Origin of the sequence: Gilliamella sp. G0441 (genome assembly GCF_050589305.1) — a bacterium.
Classification (GTDB): domain Bacteria; phylum Pseudomonadota; class Gammaproteobacteria; order Enterobacterales; family Orbaceae; genus Gilliamella.
Genome location: NZ_JBNRJF010000001.1, coordinates 89,003 through 111,496, shown reverse-complemented (window position 1 = coordinate 111,496; position 22,494 = coordinate 89,003). Strand labels below are relative to the sequence as shown.

The 22,494-nt window shown below is 33.5% G+C and carries 21 protein-coding genes; 15 read left to right on the top strand and 6 right to left on the bottom strand.

The window, feature by feature from the left end:
• Positions 1–148: 148 nt before the first annotated feature.
• Positions 149–1,135 (top strand): hypothetical protein, encoded by a 987-nt coding sequence (locus tag ACKJXD_RS00525; RefSeq protein WP_430875226.1) that lies wholly within the window; start codon positions 149–151, stop codon positions 1,133–1,135.
• 540 nt (positions 1,136–1,675) lie between these two features.
• Entirely contained in the window at positions 1,676–2,263 is a 588-nt protein-coding gene (locus tag ACKJXD_RS00520) for a hypothetical protein (protein WP_430875225.1), read from the top strand.
• 104 nt (positions 2,264–2,367) lie between these two features.
• Here the strand turns inward: ACKJXD_RS00520 and yccS are convergent, their stop codons facing one another.
• Positions 2,368–4,512 carry a YccS family putative transporter gene (gene yccS / locus ACKJXD_RS00515; RefSeq protein WP_430875224.1) on the bottom strand — a complete coding sequence of 715 codons (2,145 nt, stop codon included), beginning with the start codon at positions 4,510–4,512 and terminating at the stop codon, positions 2,368–2,370.
• A 453-nt stretch (positions 4,513–4,965) separates the two neighbouring features.
• Here yccS and ACKJXD_RS00510 point away from each other — a divergent pair, with 453 nt between their 5' ends.
• On the top strand, positions 4,966–5,292 hold the full coding sequence (locus ACKJXD_RS00510) for a Grx4 family monothiol glutaredoxin (RefSeq protein ID WP_220217295.1): 327 nt from the start codon (positions 4,966–4,968) through the stop codon (positions 5,290–5,292).
• A gap of 41 nt (positions 5,293–5,333) precedes the next feature.
• Here the strand turns inward: ACKJXD_RS00510 and rnt are convergent, their stop codons facing one another.
• On the bottom strand, positions 5,334–5,996 hold the full coding sequence (gene rnt, locus ACKJXD_RS00505; RefSeq protein WP_430875223.1) for a ribonuclease T: 663 nt from the start codon (positions 5,994–5,996) through the stop codon (positions 5,334–5,336).
• Between the two features lie 127 nt (positions 5,997–6,123).
• On the bottom strand, positions 6,124–6,876 hold the full coding sequence (locus ACKJXD_RS00500) for a tetratricopeptide repeat protein (protein ID WP_220215270.1): 753 nt from the start codon (positions 6,874–6,876) through the stop codon (positions 6,124–6,126).
• 369 nt (positions 6,877–7,245) lie between these two features.
• Between ACKJXD_RS00500 and ACKJXD_RS00495 the strand changes: the two genes are divergently transcribed.
• From ACKJXD_RS00495 to cysZ, 7 genes are all read left to right on the top strand, one after another.
• Positions 7,246–8,004 carry a Nif3-like dinuclear metal center hexameric protein gene (locus ACKJXD_RS00495; RefSeq protein WP_294826043.1) on the top strand — a complete coding sequence of 253 codons (759 nt, stop codon included), beginning with the start codon at positions 7,246–7,248 and terminating at the stop codon, positions 8,002–8,004.
• A 95-nt stretch (positions 8,005–8,099) separates the two neighbouring features.
• A complete protein-coding gene (dapA, locus tag ACKJXD_RS00490; RefSeq protein WP_430875222.1) occupies positions 8,100–8,978 on the top strand; it encodes a 4-hydroxy-tetrahydrodipicolinate synthase in 879 nt (292 codons plus the stop codon).
• Positions 8,979–9,065: 87 nt separating this feature from the next.
• Positions 9,066–9,746, top strand: a complete 681-nt coding sequence (gene bamC / locus ACKJXD_RS00485) for an outer membrane protein assembly factor BamC (protein WP_430875221.1) — start codon at positions 9,066–9,068, stop codon at positions 9,744–9,746.
• A 244-nt stretch (positions 9,747–9,990) separates the two neighbouring features.
• The gene (gene purC, locus ACKJXD_RS00480) at positions 9,991–10,701 is read left to right on the top strand and encodes a phosphoribosylaminoimidazolesuccinocarboxamide synthase (protein ID WP_220215266.1); all 711 of its coding nucleotides are present in this window, start codon (positions 9,991–9,993) and stop codon (positions 10,699–10,701) included.
• Positions 10,701–11,156 (top strand): DUF441 domain-containing protein, encoded by a 456-nt coding sequence (locus ACKJXD_RS00475; RefSeq protein ID WP_294826077.1) that lies wholly within the window; start codon positions 10,701–10,703, stop codon positions 11,154–11,156. The genes purC and ACKJXD_RS00475 overlap by 1 nt, the downstream gene beginning before the upstream one ends.
• A 3-nt stretch (positions 11,157–11,159) precedes the next feature.
• Entirely contained in the window at positions 11,160–13,124 is a 1,965-nt protein-coding gene (locus ACKJXD_RS00470; RefSeq protein ID WP_430875220.1) for a GNAT family N-acetyltransferase, read from the top strand.
• 56 nt (positions 13,125–13,180) lie between these two features.
• Positions 13,181–13,975 carry a sulfate transporter CysZ gene (cysZ, locus tag ACKJXD_RS00465; protein ID WP_430875387.1) on the top strand — a complete coding sequence of 265 codons (795 nt, stop codon included), beginning with the start codon at positions 13,181–13,183 and terminating at the stop codon, positions 13,973–13,975.
• 24 nt (positions 13,976–13,999) lie between these two features.
• Here cysZ and ACKJXD_RS00460 read toward each other — a convergent pair whose 3' ends face one another.
• The 3 genes from ACKJXD_RS00460 to ACKJXD_RS00450 all read right to left on the bottom strand — a co-directional run bounded on the left by ACKJXD_RS00460 (position 14,000) and on the right by ACKJXD_RS00450 (position 15,823).
• Positions 14,000–14,191, bottom strand: coding sequence for a YpfN family protein (locus ACKJXD_RS00460; RefSeq protein WP_430875219.1), 192 nt, complete (start codon positions 14,189–14,191; stop codon positions 14,000–14,002).
• Positions 14,192–14,316: 125 nt separating this feature from the next.
• Positions 14,317–15,453: a succinyl-diaminopimelate desuccinylase gene (gene dapE, locus ACKJXD_RS00455; RefSeq protein ID WP_430875218.1), complete on the bottom strand. Its 1,137-nt coding sequence runs from the start codon at positions 15,451–15,453 to the stop codon at positions 14,317–14,319.
• A 13-nt stretch (positions 15,454–15,466) separates the two neighbouring features.
• Positions 15,467–15,823, bottom strand: a complete 357-nt coding sequence (locus ACKJXD_RS00450; RefSeq protein ID WP_430875217.1) for an ArsC family reductase — start codon at positions 15,821–15,823, stop codon at positions 15,467–15,469.
• Between the two features lie 372 nt (positions 15,824–16,195).
• Between ACKJXD_RS00450 and ACKJXD_RS00445 the strand changes: the two genes are divergently transcribed.
• The 5 genes from ACKJXD_RS00445 (at position 16,196) to tkt (ending at position 22,480) form a co-directional block, all read left to right on the top strand.
• A complete protein-coding gene (locus ACKJXD_RS00445; RefSeq protein ID WP_430875216.1) occupies positions 16,196–16,438 on the top strand; it encodes a FeoA family protein in 243 nt (80 codons plus the stop codon).
• Positions 16,435–18,756, top strand: a complete 2,322-nt coding sequence (gene feoB / locus ACKJXD_RS00440; protein ID WP_430875215.1) for a Fe(2+) transporter permease subunit FeoB — start codon at positions 16,435–16,437, stop codon at positions 18,754–18,756. Before ACKJXD_RS00445 ends, feoB begins: the two co-directional genes overlap by 4 nt.
• Before the next feature lie 65 nt (positions 18,757–18,821).
• Entirely contained in the window at positions 18,822–19,058 is a 237-nt protein-coding gene (locus tag ACKJXD_RS00435; RefSeq protein ID WP_430875214.1) for a FeoC-like transcriptional regulator, read from the top strand.
• A 354-nt stretch (positions 19,059–19,412) separates the two neighbouring features.
• On the top strand, positions 19,413–20,363 hold the full coding sequence (gene tal / locus ACKJXD_RS00430) for a transaldolase (RefSeq protein WP_294826061.1): 951 nt from the start codon (positions 19,413–19,415) through the stop codon (positions 20,361–20,363).
• Positions 20,364–20,473: 110 nt separating this feature from the next.
• Entirely contained in the window at positions 20,474–22,480 is a 2,007-nt protein-coding gene (gene tkt / locus ACKJXD_RS00425; RefSeq protein WP_430875213.1) for a transketolase, read from the top strand.
• Positions 22,481–22,494: the final 14 nt, after the last annotated feature.

Genomic DNA, 22,494 nt, shown 5'->3' with positions numbered 1-22,494 from the left:
TCTTGTAAAAATTAACACAAGTGCCTTATTGTTAGTAAAAGGTATAATAAAAATACCTGTAACAGGAAGGCACACTCAATGTGCTTAAACAGAGAATCAGACAACCAGTAGCATAACGTTGTCTTATAAAAAGTGCATAGGAAATAAAATGAAAAAGCAGTTATATTTATTACTGATGAGTTTTATCACATTGTTATTACTCAGCAATTGCAGCACCAACACCAATTCGGATAAATCTGAAACTTCTGAATCGAACATAAAAGTAATAAAAGATGTCGAGATATATAATGTGGAGAGCGTCGAATATCTCGACCCTGATAGGATATTTTTTCATGTATCGTTATCGGAAACTTTACCACCCGATGCTGACAAGAAAATACTACCTGCCAATCTAACCCCAAAAAAATATACATTAACCGACAAAGAACGTAAATTGTTTATGAAAATGGCAGGGATTGCAGAAGATGCGTATTTTTGGATTTATGATTACACAAACAATCAACTCTACTCCTATCCAATTTTATCTATGGAAGCAACGGCGATATTAGATTTTTTTAGATCCGATCGTTTGCCTCCTTATGATACGGAAGATTATCGAATTGGATTCGACTTACCGCAAGAATTATTGCCAAGGTTTCGTTCAGATTATGATTTATTGGTTTCCATAACAAAAGATAATCCTTTTGCACAAGAACAACTTACACCACTTGATTGGCGGTTAATTCCAAATGCAAATTATCCGGATACAGGATCAGATAAATTATCAAATAAAATTTATGGTGATGACAAAAATTTAATAAAAAGCTATATGGCTAACGCTAATGATATGACGTTTTATGTTCAGGATCTTGTTGGGTCGGATATGGATACTTCTATAAGAGAACTACAAGTCTTGGATAATAAAGGTCACACGATTTTTAAAAAGCACTTAGATCATGGCGAACTTGGCATGTTTGCTAAATTAAATAATTTTCATACAGATAGTAGAGACAAACTCCAATGGGCAGGACGACTATTCAAAGCGTTACCGCCAGTGGTATTTGGCTTTGAATGGTTCTCATTTTACTGTGATGAACTTCATTTTATTGTGCCTGAAAAGGAAGGGATAGCATTGAAATGTGATAATCGTCATTAAATGGGACTTACAAGATGATATCCAGTTAAACTTTAACCAAAGTTTGTTGGTATTTGAAAGAATGACAATAAAAATAAATGTATTAGGAAGGCACTCTAAATGTGCTAAAACCGTGAACTCGACAACCTGGAATAGTAATTTGTCTTAATAAACTTGTATTACCAGTGAAATAAAAATAATAATCACCAAGATTTTATTGGATATGACTTAACAGACTATTAAATTGATGTAATACAATCAAAATATTTTATAGTCATAATATATTTATAAAATTCATTAAATCAGTAAGATAATTTTCAAACTGAAAAGGTAAAATATAGAATATTAAAAATTTACTCTTCAGTTTTTTTTATTTTTTTGAGTTATTGTCATATAAATAAGAGTATAATTGCCAAAAATTAAATACAATTATTTTTGGTATCAAAAAGTTTTATTATATGTTTATTAGATTGTTTGGTATTTAGACAGTTTAATAATAATTTTATAAAAAATAAAGTTTAATCCTATAAACTTAAATATCCGCATAATCAAGGATGGAGTATGAGTTGTATTAAAAAATCATTTAGAAAAATAGGTGTTTTAGTTGTTGTTACACTGTCAAGTTTTGTGTGTTATGCAAAAGCTACCCCAGCTTCAAATCTATCTGATGATAAACAAATAACTAAAAATATTGAATTGCATAAATTAAAATATATTGATTATTTAGGAGAAAAAAAACGTTTTGCATTTATCTCTGTTACTGATGATTTACTTAATCATGGTGGTCGTTCAATTGGCGCTTTCTTCTTAAGTCGTGCAGAGCAAAATCATACCGATCCAGTAAGTGCAGAATATAAAAATAATTACTACCGTATTGAAGGTAGGGATTATGAAATATTTATCGCTAAATCAGGCTTATCAGATTCAGATTTTGTCTATGTGTTCGACAAAGATTCGAAACAACTCAAGTCATTTGCATTAAATGAGTTGAATGCTATAGCGATTATTAGCCCTGATCACACTATTGAAGATAGTGGTCCTTATTTTGAATCCGATTTTATATTTGGATTTGAAATTGATGCTGATAAATTAAAGAATTTTACCAATCCATTAGTTTACATTGGTAAAGAAAATCCATTTAGTCATTAAAATTACCTTGAAGCATACCAAAAATTTTTATTAGATGTTTGAGAATATAATTAATTTTGACCAGATTCATCAATGATCCTCAAACATCTAAATTTTCTAAGCAATCAGTTGGTTGGATCTTCTAACTGAACCACTAAATGAATGAATTCAGGTAGAATGTCCAAAATCAATGCTAGTTGCTGTAAAACCAAAAGATCATTAGTGTTTTGTTCGTCATTAATGGAAATGGTTTCAATATAATTTGAAATCGTTTTTTTCATGACTTGTGCATTTTCATCGAGTTTTTTATCGTTTAAAAGATTGATGATATAGACAGATAGATCATCAAATAGATCCAATGTATCTCGAGCAATGATCTTATCACGGTGCGAACCTAAGGTTGAAAGATAGCTGATTAAGGTGTGATTAAGCGTTAATAAACGAAAACCCTGTTCAATCACGTTTCGATTTACATGAGGTTCTTTTGTCATCAGGCTAATCAATGTCGATAGATCTGCATTACTATCGTGAGCGGCGCGTCTTGCTAATCGATATTTTGGGTCATTGGTTTTACCCGTTAAATATTGACTTCCAATAAGCGCCAGATAGTGACTATCATCATGGCAAACACGATCAACTAGTTTGGTTAAATTTCTAAATTTCCAGTCTGGCCAAATAAAACTAACAGCAAACCAAGCAATAAAACAGCCTATCAATGTTGCTATAATTCGTAAAATAGCAACTTCTACACTATTTTCGCCAATTAAACTGAAACTAAAAAAGACTAATAATGTAATAAATGCGGTAGCGTAAGCATATTGAGAATTTTTAAATAAGAAAAATAGCCAACCAGTTATGATGATTAAAATTAACTGTTCAATGATGCTTGGAAATAGGTAGGTTAACGGAATGCCAACAATAATACCTAATATAGTACCAATGATACGTAATTTTAGTCGATATTTAGTCGTTGAATAGTTTGGTTGGCAAACAAAAAGACTGGTAAGGATAATCCAATAACCATGAGAAAGATTAGAAAAATAAATAATGATATAGCCAACAAACAGGACAATACTCATACGTATTGCATGACGAAAAAGGGAAGACTTGAGAGTTAAATTATGTTTAATTTTAGTAAAAATATCATAGAAACTTGTGAGTTCCTCATCAATTAATTCATTATTTTCTTTGTCTTTTGAAAGATGTTGTTCATTATCAATATTTGCTAATAATAAGTCGATAGATAACAAATTTTGATAAAGATTTTGTAGGGATTTAACCAGTAAGGCTTCCGTTTTATTTTTAGCTTGATAATGGGTTATAGCTTCTTCTAAATATGAAAAATGACGAGCAAATAATGAATCATGCTGATAAGTTTGATTCATTTTAATGGAAACGGCTAATTTGGCACATGCTTTTGCTTGTAAATTCAAAATTCGTGCAAAGCGAAATAAAATATCACTATGTTTAAAATGTTGACTTAGCGCTTGATAATCACCATGTGAAGAGCTTGCTCGCTCATGAATATCTTGAGCCACAAAGTAATAACTGAGCATTTTCTTCACATATGATTGACCTTGATAAGCTTTTAATCGATTAAAAAGAGCGTGTTTTGCTTGATTAAACACATTGATTAATTGATTGTTACATTCGGTTAATTCTAATGTTTGACTTTTAAATTCATGAGTTTCATCCGGATCAAACATCGCCGCTTTAGCATCGAGGTAATGACTTAATTTAACAAAACAAGTTGAAATAGTTTGTTGAGTAGTTCGAATTGGCTGAATGAGCGATTCAATCAAAGAAACAATGTTATACCATAAAGCGCCGAGTAATAAATAACAAGGTAGCGTGTAATTATCATCAAATAAATTATGTCCTAACATGGTATAGGCTGCGATTAATAACGATCCAAAAGCAATAACGCCATATCGTTGCCCCAAAGAACCAAGCATAATGAAAATAAATGTTGAACTCATTAATCCTATAATGAATAGAAGTGGAATATTAAATAATAGCTCAACAGAAAAAGTAGCAACCGCAAAACACACTAACGTTAATAAAATATTTATACATCGGCTTAGTAAACGTGTATCAATTTCGGATAATCCTGCTGCCACAACACCCAGTGTTAAAGGAATGACATACGACACATAGCCTAAGTACCAAGGAACCAAGGTTGAACCTGTTAAACTGATTAACATACGAATACTGAAAAGTAGATTACTACTATAAAAGACTTTACGTAAAGTTAAGATAATTGGATGCACGATGTTTTTTGAATTGAATGTTAGTTACTGTAAATGTAAGTAGCATACTATATTGTGCCAATTTGTAAAAGGGCTGAGGCAACTTGCTAAAATTAATGTTTTGATTATTTGTGTTAAATAAATTAAATCAAAATAGATGATTGACAAAAAAGTCATTACTAGTGAGATTTAGCTATTAATGAAAGCATTTATTACACTAATAGGTTAAGCCTTTTATTTATTTGTTTGGCTTTGTTTAATGCAAAATAAACTGATGTTACTCACTGAATTTAAAGTAATTTATCTAGTCATATATCCGTTGTTTACTGATGTAACTTACCAACAATGGATGAAAATTGAGGTTATCATTACGTCAACTAAAAGGGTGATGGTATAACTAGCTTTAATTCTAAGTTAAAATATGGGTTAACGTAACTATTAAATAACAAGGAATAAATCGTTATGACAACTGAAATGACAACACTTGATAAGATAAAAAAACAAATTGCAGAAAATCCTATTATTCTGTATATGAAAGGCTCGCCTAAATTACCGAGTTGTGGTTTTTCAGCACAAGCAGTACAAGTATTATCTCAATGTGGTGAGCCTTTTGCGTATGTTGATATTTTACAAAATCCAGATATTCGCGCTGAATTACCAAACTATGCAAATTGGCCTACATTTCCACAGTTATGGGTTGAAGGGGAACTTGTGGGAGGCTGTGATATTATGATTGAAATGTTCCAAACAGGTGAACTGCAAACATTAATAAAACAAACAGCTGAAAAACATCATGTTTAAAAATGGATTTTTTATTCAATTAAGAGAGTATATGTACTCTCTTAATTACTTTGAAATTCCTCATTGATTGGATTTTGCTCCAGTTGGTGCAATGGCCAGCCTCCTAATCGCTTAAATCGATTTACTATTTCACAAAATAAAATAGCGGTTTTTTCGGTATCATAAAGTGCTGAATGGGCTAACTTGTGATCAAAGGGAATGTGAGCAAGTTCACATGCTTTTGCTAATACGGTATGCCCAAAGACTAAACCGCTCAGTGCTGCAGTATCAAAGGTGGCAAAAGGATGAAACGGATTACGCTTAATATTGGCACGCTCTGCTGCTGCCATTAAAAAACTATGGTCAAAGTTTGCATTATGAGCAACGATGACAGCTCGATTGCAATCATTTGCTTTAATCCCCGTTCTGACCATTTTAAATATCTCTTCAAGTGCAATTTTTTCGTCAACAGCCTGTCTTAATGGGTTGTCGATATCAATACCATTAAAAGCTAAGGCACTCGGTTCTAAAATTGAGTTTTCAAAGGGATTGACATGAAAATGAAGGGTTTGATCCGGAATTAGCCAACCCTCATCAGTCATTTGTAGTGTGATTGCCGCAATTTCAAGAATTGCGTTAAGTTTAGGGTCAAATCCTGACGTTTCTATATCTATTACAACAGGATAAAAACCACGGAAACGTTCACATAATTTTGCATTTGGCACAATATTGGTCTTATTTAGCATAAAATGGAATTATTATGCCAGCTTTTCCCGTATTCGCCTAGTTTTACCTTTGATTCAGCACTGTCGATTGCATAAAAAAATATAATTAACGAAAACAATAAAAATATTATCTATTTAATTTTTGTTTAGTTTCTTCAATCTCTTTTATCCAAGTCTGATTAATACGCTTAGCATGTTTGGGTAAGTGCTTTATACGTAATTCAATTTTTTGTAAAACTTCTTTAGCGAGCGAAATTTGATGCCACTCAATTAAGGTTTGTAAATAGTAAGAAGCGGCTTCTAAACTTGGATAATAACTGATTAATGCATTAAATTCTTCTTGAGCTTCTTCTTTTAATTCAAGTGCAACTAAGATTTTGGTATAAAGTAAGTGTCCTTCATCTGAACGATAATTTGGATTTTTTTCTCTTAGATAATCCAGCGTTTCTCTTGCCTTTTTGTACTGTTTAACTTGATAGAGTGCGTAAGCATATTGTAATAAAATATCCGGTGCAGATTCATAGATGCCAGTCAGTACTTCTTGATAATAAATTAATGCTTCGTTAGCTCTATCATTATCAATTAATGCTTTAGCTAAACAGACTTTTGCTTCAACAGTAGGCGAAATTTCATAATTGCTTAAAGCTTCGCGAAGTTCACGTTGTGGATCTAACGCTTTCAATAATTTTGATTCAATTTGATATCCTACTGGAGATTGTCTAAAATCGGGTAGAAATATAACAAAAAAATAAATCAAACTACCAATAAAAGGAAAGACCAATAATATAGACAACCAAAATTGTTCTTGTCTTGTTTTTATTGCATGAACAGCAAAAAATAAAGCGATAATCGTACTTAATCCAATACCTAAAAATGGCAAATCTTATACCTCATTTAATATAAACCTGCGTAATGTATCATTTAACCTAAACCAAATAAATAATAAAAAAAACAAAATTGTTAATTTGTTTAACTTCGTGTTTTCAAGCATCAAAAAAACATTTTAAAACAGAATATTATTTATTAAACTTTTGTAAACATGAAAGAATTTATTTGAAATATCAACATTAAGGTCACTAGATCGAATCGTTAAGTGAGATGATTTATAATAGTTTCTACTTAATCATGTAGACAGGATTATAAAAAATTGCCAATATTTCGATTATAATAAGTTCGAGATCCACTAAATGATTTTGATAAAAAGTTCACTTTGTTATTTAAAAAGTCATTAAAAATACGAGAGGAAAACGTGCAAAATTTTGAACTTCAACAAATTATCAATCACGAATTACAAGTTGAACGCTATCGTGACTATGCACCTAATGGTTTACAAGTACAAGGACGTAAGCAAATAAAAAAAGTGATAACTGGAGTGACGGCATGCCAACGATTATTAGATGAAGCCGTTAAATTAAATGCTGATGCGATTTTAGTTCATCATGGCTTTTTTTGGAAAAATGAACCTCCAACGATAACAGGAATTAAATATAAACGTTTACAAACATTGCTTTCAAATAATATCAATTTATATGCATATCATTTACCTTTAGATGGACATCCTGTTATAGGCAATAATGCATTACTTGCGGATTTATTCAAAATCGAAGTGGATAAACGTGATGATAACACCGATCTTTTATTTAAAGGCACACTTGCTCAGCCGATAACCGCTCTAGAATTTAAAAAAAGACTTGAAAACGTTTTGCATAATAATCAACGTGAAGTCTTATTTTGTGGCGATAATGCTCCTCAAATAATTAAACGAATTGCCTGGTGTAGTGGTGGTGGGCAAGACTTTATTGAAGCTGCTGCAGAACAAGGATTCGATGCATTTTTTACTGGTGAAGTATCTGAACGTACCATTCATATCGCTCGAGAATATGGAATTAATTTTTATGCTGCTGGACATCATGCTACTGAACGTTATGGAATTAAAAAACTTGGAGAATGGCTAGCCAAGCAACATGACCTTGAAACTATTTTTATTGATATTGATAATCCTGCATAACAAAAGTTGAATTTAAATAAGAAATATCGCATACTTGTCGGTAGATTTTTTATTCTTGAAGTTAGTTATCAATAAATAATATGAGAGGTCATTTTATGTTTACAGGAAGTCTGGTCGCCCTTGTTACCCCGATGGATACAAAAGGAAATGTAGACCAAGTAAGCTTAAAAAAACTGGTCGAATATCATATTGCTAATGGCACATCAGGGATCGTTTCTGTTGGTACTACAGGTGAATCAGCAACGCTTGATCATCATGAGCATATCGATGTAATTAAAAGAACAATTGATTATGCAGATGGTAAAATTAATATCATTGCGGGAACGGGATCAAATGCAACTAAAGAAGCAATTGAATTAACCAATCGCGTTGAAAATATTGGTGTGGTTGGGTGTTTAACGGTTGCGCCATATTATAATAAGCCGACTCAAGAAGGGCTTTACCAACATTTTAAAGCTATAGCCGAAAATACTGCTTTACCTCAAATATTATATAATGTACCCGGTCGTACAAGTAGTGATATTAAGCCAGAAACAGTTGGGCGTTTATCAAAAATTAAAAATATTGTCGCTCTTAAAGATGCAACTGGTGATTTATCTCGTGTATATAAAACACGTAAACTTGTAGGTAACGATTTTAAATTACTCAGTGGTGATGATTCAACTTTTTTAGATTTTATGATTTTAGGTGGTGATGGTGTGATTTCAGTTACCGCTAATGTTGCAGCAAAACAAGTTGCGACTATTTGTCAGCTAGTTGAAAATAATCAAATTCATCAAGCTAGAGAGTTGAATGATAAACTAGCTTCTTTGCATAATAACTTGTTTATGGAGCCTAATCCAACTCCCGTGAAATGGGCTTGTGCTAAATTAGGCTTAATAGAAAATGCGACAATACGTTTGCCATTGTTATCGCTGACTGATGCTTCGGTTCCAGCAGTTGAAAAAGCGTTAAAAGATGCTAATTTAATCTAATATTTTATATAACCTTTAATTTAAAAGCAGACATCTATGTTTAATAAAAACTTAATTAATAAAAACATGATCATTAAAAAAACATTTATGATGACAACTATAGCCTCTCTTTTCCTTGTTGGCTGTGGTAGTGATCAGAGTTATAAACGTGAAGTTGACGGTAATCAAGATTATTTAGATTCGCCAGCATTAAAACCTTTAATCGTTCCTCAAGGAGTAACGATTCCAGCAGAGACTATCGACTTTTATATCTATTCTAATAAAATAGAGGGAGGGGCTATTGGAAAACAGGTTGATGTTCGTCCACCAGTTATACCTATTCCAACAATACCTGATTCATATGCGTCTTATAACCATGGTGTTGTTACACTCAATGTCCCTGATTCCAACAATGTATGGTCTATCATTCCAAGTACTTTAAGCAAACGAAATATCCCTATTAGTAGCAATAATACTAAGGAAATAGTTACCAGTAATGCATCTATTTATCCTGAAGATGAAGGTCTATCTATACAAGCTTCTTATATCATTCAAAGAGAAACACATGCAGGTTCAGAAATTATTACTGTTGGCTTAAAAAACCTATCTAAAGCAGGACAAGATATTTCATCTGATCCAATAGAAGTACAACGTTATGTTGTGAGATTATTTAATTTTATAATGGATGATGCAGCACCAGAATCATCGCGGATTGTTCCACAAAAAGCAGAGAAAGATGGCGTCAAAAACGAGAATACAGATAAAGATCCAGAATTAAGCGATCGCTAAAAGATGCTATGGGCGATAGACAAAATAAGGATTAATAATCTACTTAAGTTGCAGTGAAGAATTAGTTAAGTTTTTCATGCTTATGTAGAAATGTATCGGGAGTTTTGACTAATTAATGTAATACTGTCAAAAGTAAAGGTATTACTGATTACATTGGTACAAGAACTATACCATAAAAAGTTTAGAACTAAGGAGCGAATAGCTCCTTAATCATTTGTTGGCAATTAAATATAAGGTTATAACAATGAAAAAGTTGGCAGAACTTTACCGTGGTAAAGCAAAAACGGTTCATACTACTGAAAATCCAGATTTATTAATATTAGAATTTAGAAACGATACGTCAGCTTTTGATGGTTTGCGCATAGAACAGCTTGAACGCAAAGGGATAGTAAATAATAAATTTAACTATTTTATTATGACTAAACTTCAAGAAGCAGGTATCCCTACTCAAGTTGAAACGCTTTTATCTGATACGGAAGTCATCGTCAAAAAACTGGATATGATACCCGTGGAGTGTGTTGTTCGAAATCGTGCCGCAGGTTCTTTGGTTAAACGCTTAGGGGTTGAAGAAGGTAAGGTGTTAAATCCGCCAACATTTGAATTGTTCCTAAAAAATGATGCATTGCATGACCCCATGGTTAATGAATCACATTGTAAAACATTTGGTTGGGCTACAGATGAGCAGTTATCAACGATGAAGGCATTAAGCTTTAAAATCAATTCAATTTTGACCGATCTTTTTGATAAAGCAGGATTTATTTTAGTGGACTATAAACTTGAATTTGGATTGTTTAAGGGTGAAATTACGTTGGGTGATGAATTTTCCCCTGACGGTTGTCGATTATGGGAAAAAGAAACCTTAAAAAAAATGGATAAAGATCGTTTTCGCCAAGGGCTTGGCGGTGTCATTGAAGCTTATGAGGAAGTCGCCACAAGAATTGGCGTTACATTGTGATGTTTGCTCAATTTGATATCTCATTTTTCCTTCTACTTGGTTTAGCTGCACTGTGTTATTTAACGCATAATAACACAGTCACTTTTGCCGTATTATTGTTACTTTTATTTAAATTAACCCCATTGTCGACCTATTTTCCATTTTTAAATCAATATGGACTGACGATAGGTATTGTCATTTTAACTGCAGCTATGATGGTTCCGCTTGCTGATGGTTCATTAAGCATCAAAGATATCTTAAAATCGTTCACTTCATGGCAATCAATTTTAGCTATCATAGTTGGTATTCTGGTCTCTTGGCTTGGAACACGAGGAATTTCATTAATTGGAGCGCATCCGACAATTGTAAATGGTTTAATCGTTGGGACTTTAATTGGAGTTGCATTTTTTAAAGGTATTCCAGTTGGGCCACTTATCGCAGCAGGTTTATTATCATTAATTATTGGAAAAAATTAGTTGATGACAAATACTGATAGTTCTAGAAATATTTGGGTGTTTAATGGGAATCTGAATGAATTAATAGAACAATTACGTAATACTATAAAACAACATCAAGGGGATTGGCTAACAATAACTGACCAAACCATTTTACAGGAATATATTACTAATTTTATTTCCCCTTCGAAAGCTAAAACTCTTTTAGGACAAGAATTTCTACATGCAATTTTTGATGCGACACAAGGATTTAATCTTGAAGCATTTGCTATGTTAGCCGGAACGTTAGTAAAGGGAAGCGTTCTGATTTTATTATTACCTAAAAACATTGAAACGTGGCAAGATTTGGATAGCTTACGATGGAATGAAAATCCTGAACCAATCAAAGTACCTAATTTTGTTAAACATTTAAAACAAACTTTGGAATTAGCACGTCTATCTAAAAATGATGAATTCCCTTGTCTGTATAATGTAAATGATCATCACGAGGATCAAAAAAGCGTATTGCAACAACTACTCGCAAGTCGAAAACCAATACATGTATTAACAGCCCAACGTGGTCGAGGTAAATCAGCCTTAGCCGGTCAGTTTAGTCAATTTTATCACTGTGTGGTAACGGCACCTAATAAAAAAGCGCTGACTACATTTTACAAATTTGCTAATCAAAATACGCTTTTTTTATCGCCCGATGAACTAATTGAAAAAGGCTTTCATGATACTTTTCAATACTTAATTATAGATGAAGCTGCAATGATTCCATTACCGATGTTGAATAAATTAATTCAACTTGCAACTTCAGAAGATATTCGAATTTTATTAGTCACGACGCTGGAGGGTTACGAAGGAACAGGGCAAGGTTTTATCATAAAATTATTGCATAATTATAATGTTGACTATTTTTATCTGAAAAAACCAATTCGCTGGTGTAATAACGATCAACTTGAGTATTTTACTCATCACCTATTGCTTGATGGAACTAGTTTTAAGTCATGTAGTCAGCCCCTTAATCACCAATTAGTAGACTATTCAATGATTGCACGTCATGACCTTAAAACTTTAAAAGAAATTTTTTATTTACTTAAAATAGCCCATTATCAAACGACATTAATTGATTTAAGACGAATTTTGGATGCACATAATTTAGATGTTTGGGGTGCTAGAATCGAAAATAAATTAATTGCTGCTGCCGTTACAGTAAATGAAGGGGATTTATCAGACAGATTAATTGATGACGTTTGGAAGGGTATTCGACGTCCCAGAGGTAACATGCTTGCACAATCTTTAGTTGCGCATGCAGGCGAGAGATCGGCAGCAAAATTAAAATCAGTACGTATTAATCGAATTGCTGTGTTCGAATCATATAGACGACAAAAAATTGCAAAACAATTAATCAACAAGGTTTTCAAAGAAGCTGTGATAAATGGCATTGATTTTTTATCAGTCAGCTTTGCCTATAGTAATATCACATATGAATTTTGGAAAAGCTTAGGATTTTTGTTAGTACATATTGGTAGTCGTCGTGAAACCAGTAGTGGAACTTATTCTATAATGGCAATAAAGCCAATTAGCCAAAATGCTTTTGAAATGGCTAATAAATTAAATAAAAAATTGAGACGAGATATTTTCTGGATTAAAGATTTTATCGATTTACCATTTGAGACGATGTTGCTCAAGGATTATGCTCAGTTTTTATCGGATCAAGATATTGATGATTTACAAGGATTTTGCTATTACCATCGCCCCTTTGAAGCAACTTATGCTTCACTTTGTCGAATGAGTCAATATAATGACCATTCAAATAATCAATTAAGGTTACCCATTTTAAAAGCGTTAATAACAAATAAAAAAAATGAATTTTTAGTGATTGAGCAATTTCGATTAAATGGGCGTAAGGCACTGATTAGTTCAATTAAGCAAGAAGTTAATCAATGGTTACATCATATTAACCAAATTGAGACATCCAATTATCAAAGTAATAAGTTAGATTAAGAGTTGGACATTATCAACTTATAAAAGGAAAAAAAGTGAATAATAATGTAGATAGAATAAGATTCCATCATAATTTTAATAACGGTAAAGATCGACCTAAATCAGGTTTTGAATATTTTCTATTTGGGTGGTCAATCGCATTTAGCCCTAAAATAAGACATTATGTTTTTTTGCCTTTATTGGCTAATATTGTCATTATGTCTGCGCTGTTTTATTGGTTTTTCTCAGCAATTACAGGTATGGTTGATTGGGGGCTTTCTTTAGTACCGAGCTGGCTTCACTGGCTTGGCTATATAATCAGCTTTATGGTGATTTTGATACTAGTCATACTATTCTGTTATTTTTTTAGTACGGTGGCTAATTTTATTGCTGCGCCTTTTAATGGTTTGCTTGCTGAACAGGTTGAAGCTGAATTAACAGGTATTCCTGCTTCCGATACATCTTGGTTTAGCTTGATTAAAGATCTACCCAGAATATTCAGTCGAGAAATCCAAAAATTAGTCAATTATGTATTATGGTCTATACCGATATTTTTAACTTATTTTATTCCTGTTATAGGTCAAACAGTGACACCAGTAATTTGGTTTTTATTTACTGCATGGCAAATTAATATTCAATACGCTGATTATCCTTTCGATAATCATAAAATTACTTTTCATCGTATGCGTGAATTACTTAAGCAGGATAGAGTTGATAATCTAGTCTATGGTATTTTAGTTAGTTTTTTCACAATGGTGCCACTACTAAATCTAATTATTATGCCAATTGCCGTTTGTGGCTCAACTGCGATGTGGGTTGATCGTTATCGTCATCAAGCTTTATTTAAAAGTGATATTAACGATATCCGATAAAGAAAATAGTGATTAATTTTTAGATTAATCACTTTTATTTTTATCCTCTACTCTCTTGATTTTATTATTATCTTCGTCATCATAAAGTATCGGTTTAATTCCTTTTTTATCAATATAAGATTTAAAGTTAAGTTTATTGAGTGCTTTAATGGTATTGATAAAAACACCTGCAAGAAATATTAAAATTATCCACCAATAATCTTTTAACCATTCCATTTTTTTACCTTTAATAAATGAATGTTAGTGAAGTTAGTATAGCTAAATGTTATAAGCAGTATTGAATAGTTATTCTGTTGTGCTCAAATTGATTTATTAAGTCGCTCACAATTTAATTGACTATATTAAACCAGCAATTTTTCCAAAATTCTTTGATAAATTCTTTTTAGCGTAATGATATCCTGACAATTCACATTTTCGTTAACTTTATGGATTGTTTTATTTAATACACCAAACTCGATAATCTGACAGCCCATTTTTGCAATGAAACGTCCATCTGATGTTCCCCCACTTGTTGATAGTTTTGTATCAATATTTGTGTACTCTTTTATCGCACTTGCTGCAGCTTGAGTCAATTCACCTTGTGGCGTTAAAAACGGATGACCTGATAAGCGCCAATTTAACGTATATTTTAATTTATGCTTTTGTAAAAGTTGCTCAACACGGGTTTTAATTAATTCGTCAGTAAGTTCACTGCTGTATCGAAAATTGAACTGCACTGATAGGTCACCGGGCACAACGTTTTCAGCACCTGTGCCAGCCTGAATGTTTGCAATTTGCATGGAGGTTTGGGGAAAATATTGATTGCCATTATCCCAAACAGTATCAACAAGTTCAGCCAAAGCAGGGGCAAATTGATGAACAGGATTGTCAACTAGATGAGGGTAGGCGACATGACCTTGCACACCATGGATAATTAAATTTGCGGTCAATGAACCGCGACGACCATTTTTAATTTGATCACCCAATATCTTGTCACAAGAAGGCTCTCCTACAATACAATAGTCTACACGTTCTTGACGTTCAAGAAGATGATTAACGACTTTTACCGTTCCATCGGTTGCATCAGCTTCTTCATCAGAGGTAATTAAAAACGCAATACGACCACGATGGTTTGGATTTGCTTTAACAAAATCCTCTGCGGCACAGACCATTGCCGCAACACCACTTTTCATATCCGATGCTCCACGACCATAAAGTACACCATGAGTATCAATGGTTGCCTCAAATGGGGGATACAGCCATTGGCTTTCATCGCCAGCAGGCACCACATCGGTATGACCAGCGAACATAAGTGTTGTTTCGGAAGGATCACCATGATAAGCCCAAAAATTTTTAGTACGACCAATATTGAATTCTTCAATAATAAAATTTAGTGATGTCAAACGTTTAATAAGTATATTTTGACAATCTTTATCATCAGGACTTATCGATTTTTCAGCAATCAATGCTTTGGTTAGTTCAATAACAGGCTCTGTCATAATTATCTCGGTCTTATTGTTGTTGTTTAAAAAATTGCGAATAACTTTCTTCTGAAAATCCTAGTAATACATGTTTACCCTTAATTAGTAGCGGTCGTTTTATAATTGAAGGATTGTCCAACATCAGTTTCATAGCAGCTTGCTCATTGTCAATTTTAGCACGTACTGACTCATCCAGTTTACGCCAGGTTGTACCTCGTGTATTAAGTAGGCTTTGCCAATCAACTAATTTCAAAATAGTCTGTAATTGTTCAGCTGAAAGTCCATCCGATTTATAATTATGAAATTGATATTTGATTTTATTGTCATCAAGCCATGTGAACGCTTTTTTCATTGTACTGCAGTTTTTAATACCATATATGGTTAACATAATTCTTATTCCTTAAGCGAAGTATAAAGACAAATTATATCAGTTGTCTTACTGAATCTCTAATTTTGAATATGAAGATAATCTAAGTTTTAATTAAATGAATAATCGGAAGATTAAGCGCTTTAATTTAACTATTTGAAGCTAAATGAACGGTTCACTCACTTTTTTTGTTTTTCATAACAAAACACTTGAAAAAAACATATTAACCCCCTATTTTTTTCATAAATTTCATTTTTTAATGTAACTTTTCTATTTTTTTAAATATTAAATATTAATATTGCGAATTATTCTCATTTTAAAACTGTTTTTATATTAAAATTTTTTTTAAAATAAACGGAATAAAACGTGCTTGCATAATTCACAGGAACATTAATGTCAGTATCAACATTAAATCACCTCCCTTTAGGAAATGAGGCGGTTATCTCTCGTCTATTACCTGAATCCTTACCTTTTCGTAGAAAGTTACTGGCTATGGGATTAACACCAGGCTGTAAAATTACGATTGTCCGAGTGGCACCTTTGGGAGATCCACTTGAGATTAAAATACGTGGTTTTCTTCTTTGTTTAAGGCGTCGTGAAGCGGCTACCATTGAAGTAATGGAGATAAATGAGTGAAAATAGCACTGGTTGGAAATCCAAATTGTGGCAAAACAACACTATTTAATTTACTGACTGGATCAAAACAGCGAGTCGGTAATTGGCCTGGTGTGACTGTTGAACAAAAATTAGGTTTATTTTCTTATCAAAATCACCAATATGAAGTCGTTGATCTACCGGGGACTTACTCGATTGAATCTGATGCGGTTTCAATGTCGCAAGATGAATGGATAACGCGTGAATTTGTTCTGACAGAAAAAAATAATGTCATTATTAATGTAATTGATGCTAGCAATTTACAACGAAGTCTTTATCTAACATTTCAGTTGATTGATTTGCAAGTTCCGATGATTGTTGTACTTAACATGATTGATACAGTCAAGAATATGGGCGAAAATATCGATTACCAAAAATTATCTGCTTTACTGGGTTGCCCAGTAGTGCCTATTTCATCAACCAAAAAATTAGGTATTAATTTATTTTATCAAGAAATTGAAAACAGGCTTGTCAACAAACTAAAAACTTATCCTTCAATAGATACGTTAGGGCAATCTCAGCAAAGGCTTTTGATACGTTATCTTAATGAATTGCCAAAAGAAAGTATTGTTCATCAACTTAATCGCTGGCAGCTAATTGAAGCCTTATTAGGACACAACACAGATCATTTTAATTCACTTGAATTAGAAAAACTTGAAATTTGTCGACAACTCCTTTCGGCATGGTGTGATAACGAAATTGATGTTGCGCTAGCAAGTGCTAGATATGATACGATTGATCAAGTGTGTAAAATGGTTATTGATAAACCTCGTGAATTGAGTACCCATATATCTGAAAAGATCGATAAAATTACGTTAGGGCGCTTTACTGGCATTCCGTTTTTTTTAATTGTGATGTATGCCATGTTTATGGTCGCTATCAATTTTGGTTCAGTATTTGTTGACTTTTTTGAAAAATTTTTCGGCACAATTTTTGTCAATGGAACAGCACGTTTTTTAGAATTTATTCATGCGCCAGATTGGGCTCGTGTCATATTATCTGACGGTATAGGTAATGGAATTCAAACTGTTTCAACGTTTATTCCTGTCATTGCTGCAATGTTTTTGGCTTTATCTTTTTTAGAGGATTCAGGTTATTTAGCTCGTGCAGCAATGGTCGTTGATCGGGTTTTACGTTGTATTGGTTTACCGGGTAAAGCTTTCGTGCCTATGTTAATGGGATTTGGCTGTGGTGTGCCTGCGATAATGGGAACTCGAACATTAGAAAGTCCCCGTGATCGGTTAATGGCTATCTGCATGATTCCTTTTATGTCTTGTGGGGCAAGATTACCGGTTTATGCGTTATTTGCAGTCGTATTTTTTCCGCTTCATGCTTCTTTCGTTGTATTTATGTTATATCTGCTTGGTATTGGTGTCGCAGTTATATCAGGAATGATTTTAAAAAACACGTTATTAAAAGGTGAGTTGACCCCCTTTATTATGGAGATGCCAGTTTATCGAATTCCAACTCTTCGTAGCATTTTACGCTTAACTTGGCAACGCTTGAAAAGTTTTATATTTAAAGCCGGAAAAGCGATTGTAATTATGGTGACGATTTTAAGTTTACTCAACTCTTGGGGAACAGATAATACCTTTGGACATGAAAATACCAATCAATCGGTATTATCAGTCATAAGCCAAAAAGTTACACCTGTTTTTCAGCCCATGGGGATCGATAATGAAAATTGGCCTGCTACAGTTGGTGTTTTTACGGGCATTTTTGCTAAAGAGTCTATTATTGCAACTTTAAATTCACTTTATTCTATGGATAATCAATCGCAAGACAATGAACAATTTGATTGGATTGAAGACATTAAATCAGCTTTTGCCACTATTCCTGATAATTTACTCGCTCTGACTGAAACGATTACCGATCCGCTTGGATTGTCTTCATTAAATGATGATATCGATACTTTAAAAACTGATTTAGCAATTAATTCCACAGCTATTTCTAAAATTAAGACATCATTTACGTCTTCGTCAGCCGTAATAGCTTATTTAATATTCATCTTACTTTATACGCCATGTACAGCAGTATTAGGGACAATTTATCGCGAAGCAGGGTGGCGTTGGATGATTTTTGTTGCAGTATGGACTTTTACAATTGCTTGGTTGGTGGCGACAATCTATTATCAATTTACACAACTTGCCTATTCACATACTGCAAGTTATTGGTTGATGGGGTGTGGACTATTGATAACATTGATGATGTTTATCCTGCGTAAATTAGGGAATTACTCATTCACTAAAAATAACATGTCCAATCGTAAAAATTCCATAAAATCATCTTGTTGTGATTAATTTACTTGTGTTATTTAATTTAATTGATAAAAAATTAGGTAAAACCTATAAGTTTAATATAAAAAATGTTAATGACCTCGATTCGTGATTATGTACAATTAAAAGGGCGTGTGGAATTGCAAGATATAGCACGCCATTTTAGGTTACCTGAAAGTGCTGTTTTTCCAATACTAAGTTTTTGGGTAAAGAAAAAGGTGATCAAAATAATCACTGTTGAACAGCCATATTTTTGTCAGTCAAAGAAATGTGATGATTGTTCAAATTGCAATTTTAACAACAAAACTATTTATGCATGGATTTAGAAAATTTTTTTATTTTAATTTTTTTAATTATTAGCAAGTTCGTTGATAATGGATCATAAAAATTGATAGGTTATTTTTTAACAATATGTTTTTCAGTTTGATAAAGTTAATTTCGTGACTTATGTCACATTAAAAAATTAATTTATATTGTAAAAATATCACTCCGATAAAAGATATCAATCAACAGTATTAAAAATAACAAATGTTTGAAATTTTTTGCTTTTTGCTATCTTAGGTAGGTTATTGTTTAATTTGTATAAACGTTAAAACAACGACTAGTTAAGTCGTTTTATCACTAGATAAATGCTATTATAATCTTTTAGAAAATTGAAGCTGTAGAGGATATAGAAGTTTATGAGTCAATTAGATGAATTTAAAAAATTAACCGTCGTTGTTGCCGATACAGGTGATATCGATTCCATTAAGCAGTTTTCTCCTGAAGATGCCACTACCAACCCTTCTCTGGTTTTAAAAGCTGCTCAACTTCCTCAATATCGTTATCTGATTGATTCTGCTGTTGAGACAGCAAAAAAATTAGGGGGTAGCAAAGAACAACAATTAATTAATGCTTGTGACCAAGTTGCTGTCAATATTGGTGCGGAGATTTTGAAAATTGTACCCGGACGAATTTCGACAGAAGTAGATGCCCGTTTATCTTTTGATAAACAAGCTTGTATCGAAAAAGCCCGCCGAATTATAGAACTTTATCAACAAAAAGGTATCGATAAATCACGAATTTTGATTAAAATCGCATCCACATGGGAAGGAATAAAAGCTGCTGAAGTTCTCGAAAAAGAAGGCATTAATTGTAATTTGACGTTACTCTTTTCATTTGCTCAGGCACGTGCTTGTGCAGAAGTGAATGTCTTTCTTATCTCGCCTTTTGTTGGTCGTATTTATGATTGGTATCAAGCTAAAAAACCGATTGACCCTTATATTGCCGATCAAGATCCAGGAGTGGTATCAGTGCGTAATATTTACAACTATTATAAACAACATGGTTATAAAACAATCGTCATGGGGGCAAGTTTCCGTAAAGTTGAGCAAATTTTAGCATTAGCCGGTTGTGACCGATTAACGATTGCGCCAAATTTATTGGCTGAAATGCAACAATCAAGCGCTCCAGTAGTTCAAAAACTTAATCCTAATCAAACCGTCATAGAAAGACCTGCACCGATTACCGAATCTGAATTTAGATGGCAACACAATAGTGATGCCATGGCAGTAGAAAAACTAGCTGAAGGGATTCGTGCCTTTGCAGTGGATCAGGGAAAATTAGAAGAAATGATCGCAGCACTTCTATAGTGATATAGGGGAATCAATATTCCCCTTTAACTTTTTAATAATATTAATCTGTTTTAAAAAACAGAAAAATGAATATCGAATAACTTAAAATATATTTTGGAGATTAAAACATGAATGCAACGACGCTATCTCACCGCGAACTTGCGAATGCGATAAGGGCATTAAGCATGGATGGTGTACAAAAAGCAAAATCAGGTCATCCGGGTGCACCTATGGGTATGGCTGATATGGCTGAAGTACTTTGGCGTGGATTTTTAAAACATAACCCGAACAATCCAAATTGGGCAGATCGAGACCGTTTTGTATTATCAAATGGTCATGCTTCAATGTTGATTTATAGTTTATTACATCTTACTGGCTATAAAGTTAGCATTGATGACTTAAAAAATTTCCGTCAGTTGCATTCAATCACTGCAGGGCATCCAGAATATGGTCATGTTCCGGGCGTTGAAACCACAACCGGACCTTTAGGACAAGGTATTGCTAATGCAGTTGGTATGGCAATTGCAGAAAGAACTTTATCTGCACAATTTAATAAACCAGGTCATAATATAGTTGACCATTTTACCTATGTATTCATGGGGGATGGTTGTATGATGGAAGGGATTTCACACGAAGCTTGCTCATTGGCTGGAACACTAAAATTAGGAAAACTCATTGCATTTTATGATGAAAATGGTATTTCAATCGATGGAGAAATAGAAGGTTGGTTTACTGATGATACTGCGAAACGCTTTGAAGCTTATGGATGGCATGTAATTCGTAGTATTGACGGTCATGATGCAAAGGCTATTGCTCAAGCGATTGAACAAGCGCAAGCTGTGACCGATAAACCTTCATTACTGATGTGTAAAACAGTAATAGGTTTTGGATCACCAAATAAAGCGGGCAGTCATGACAGTCATGGTGCACCACTGGGAGATGCTGAAATTGAAGCAACCCGTCAAGCACTTGGTTGGAACTACCCGCCATTTGATATTCCGAAAGCTTATTATGAAGCGTGGGATGCGAAAACCAAAGGCAAACAAATTGAAGATGAGTGGAACACTCGCTTTGAAGCTTATGCCAAAGTATATCCAGAACTTGCAAGCGAATTTAAACGACGAATGCAGGGAGATTTACCTGAAAATTGGCAACAAGTGGCTACCGATTTTGTCAATAAATTGCAAGCAAATCCAGCAACGATAGCGACGCGTAAAGCATCACAAAATGCAATTGAAGCTTTTGCTCCAGTATTATCTGAGTTTTTAGGTGGCTCGGCTGACTTGGCTCCAAGTAACTTAACAATGTGGTCAGGCTCAAAAGAAATTTTAGCCAATCCAGATGGTAACTATATTCACTATGGTGTACGTGAATTTGGGATGTCTGCCATTATGAATGGTATTGCACTTCATGGTGGCTTTATTCCTTATGGGGCAACATTCTTAATGTTTATGGAGTATGCTCGAAATGCGGTACGCATGGCTGCCTTAATGAATATTCGTTCATTGTTTGTCTATACCCATGACTCAATCGGATTAGGTGAAGACGGACCAACACACCAACCTGTTGAACAAATGGCAAGTTTACGGGTAACACCAAATGTCAGTACGTGGCGCCCATGTGACCAAGTTGAATCAGCTATTGCATGGCAATATGCTATAGAACGTAAAGATGGTCCAACAGCATTGATCTTCTCAAGGCAGAATCTTAAACAACAACCACGAACAGCTGAACAATTAGCGAATGTTTATCGTGGCGGTTATATTTTAAATGATTGTGTAGGAACGCCAGAGTTGATCTTAATTGCGACGGGTTCCGAAGTTGAGTTAGCGGTTGAAACCTATCATCAATTAACGGCAGCAGGGAAAAAAGTACGGGTTGTTTCAATGCCATCAACTGATGCGTTTGATAAACAAGACTGTGCTTATAAAGAGTCGGTATTACCGTCTTCGGTCACTGCTCGTATTGCGATTGAAGCTGGTATTAGTGATTACTGGTATAAATACGTGGGGCTAAATGGTAAAATTGTGGGTATGACAAGTTTTGGTGAGTCCGGCCCGGCAGAACAATTATTTGAAAAATTTGGTTTTACGGTTGAAAATATTATTGCGAAAGCAAATGACTTATTAAAATAATCGGTCATTACCAT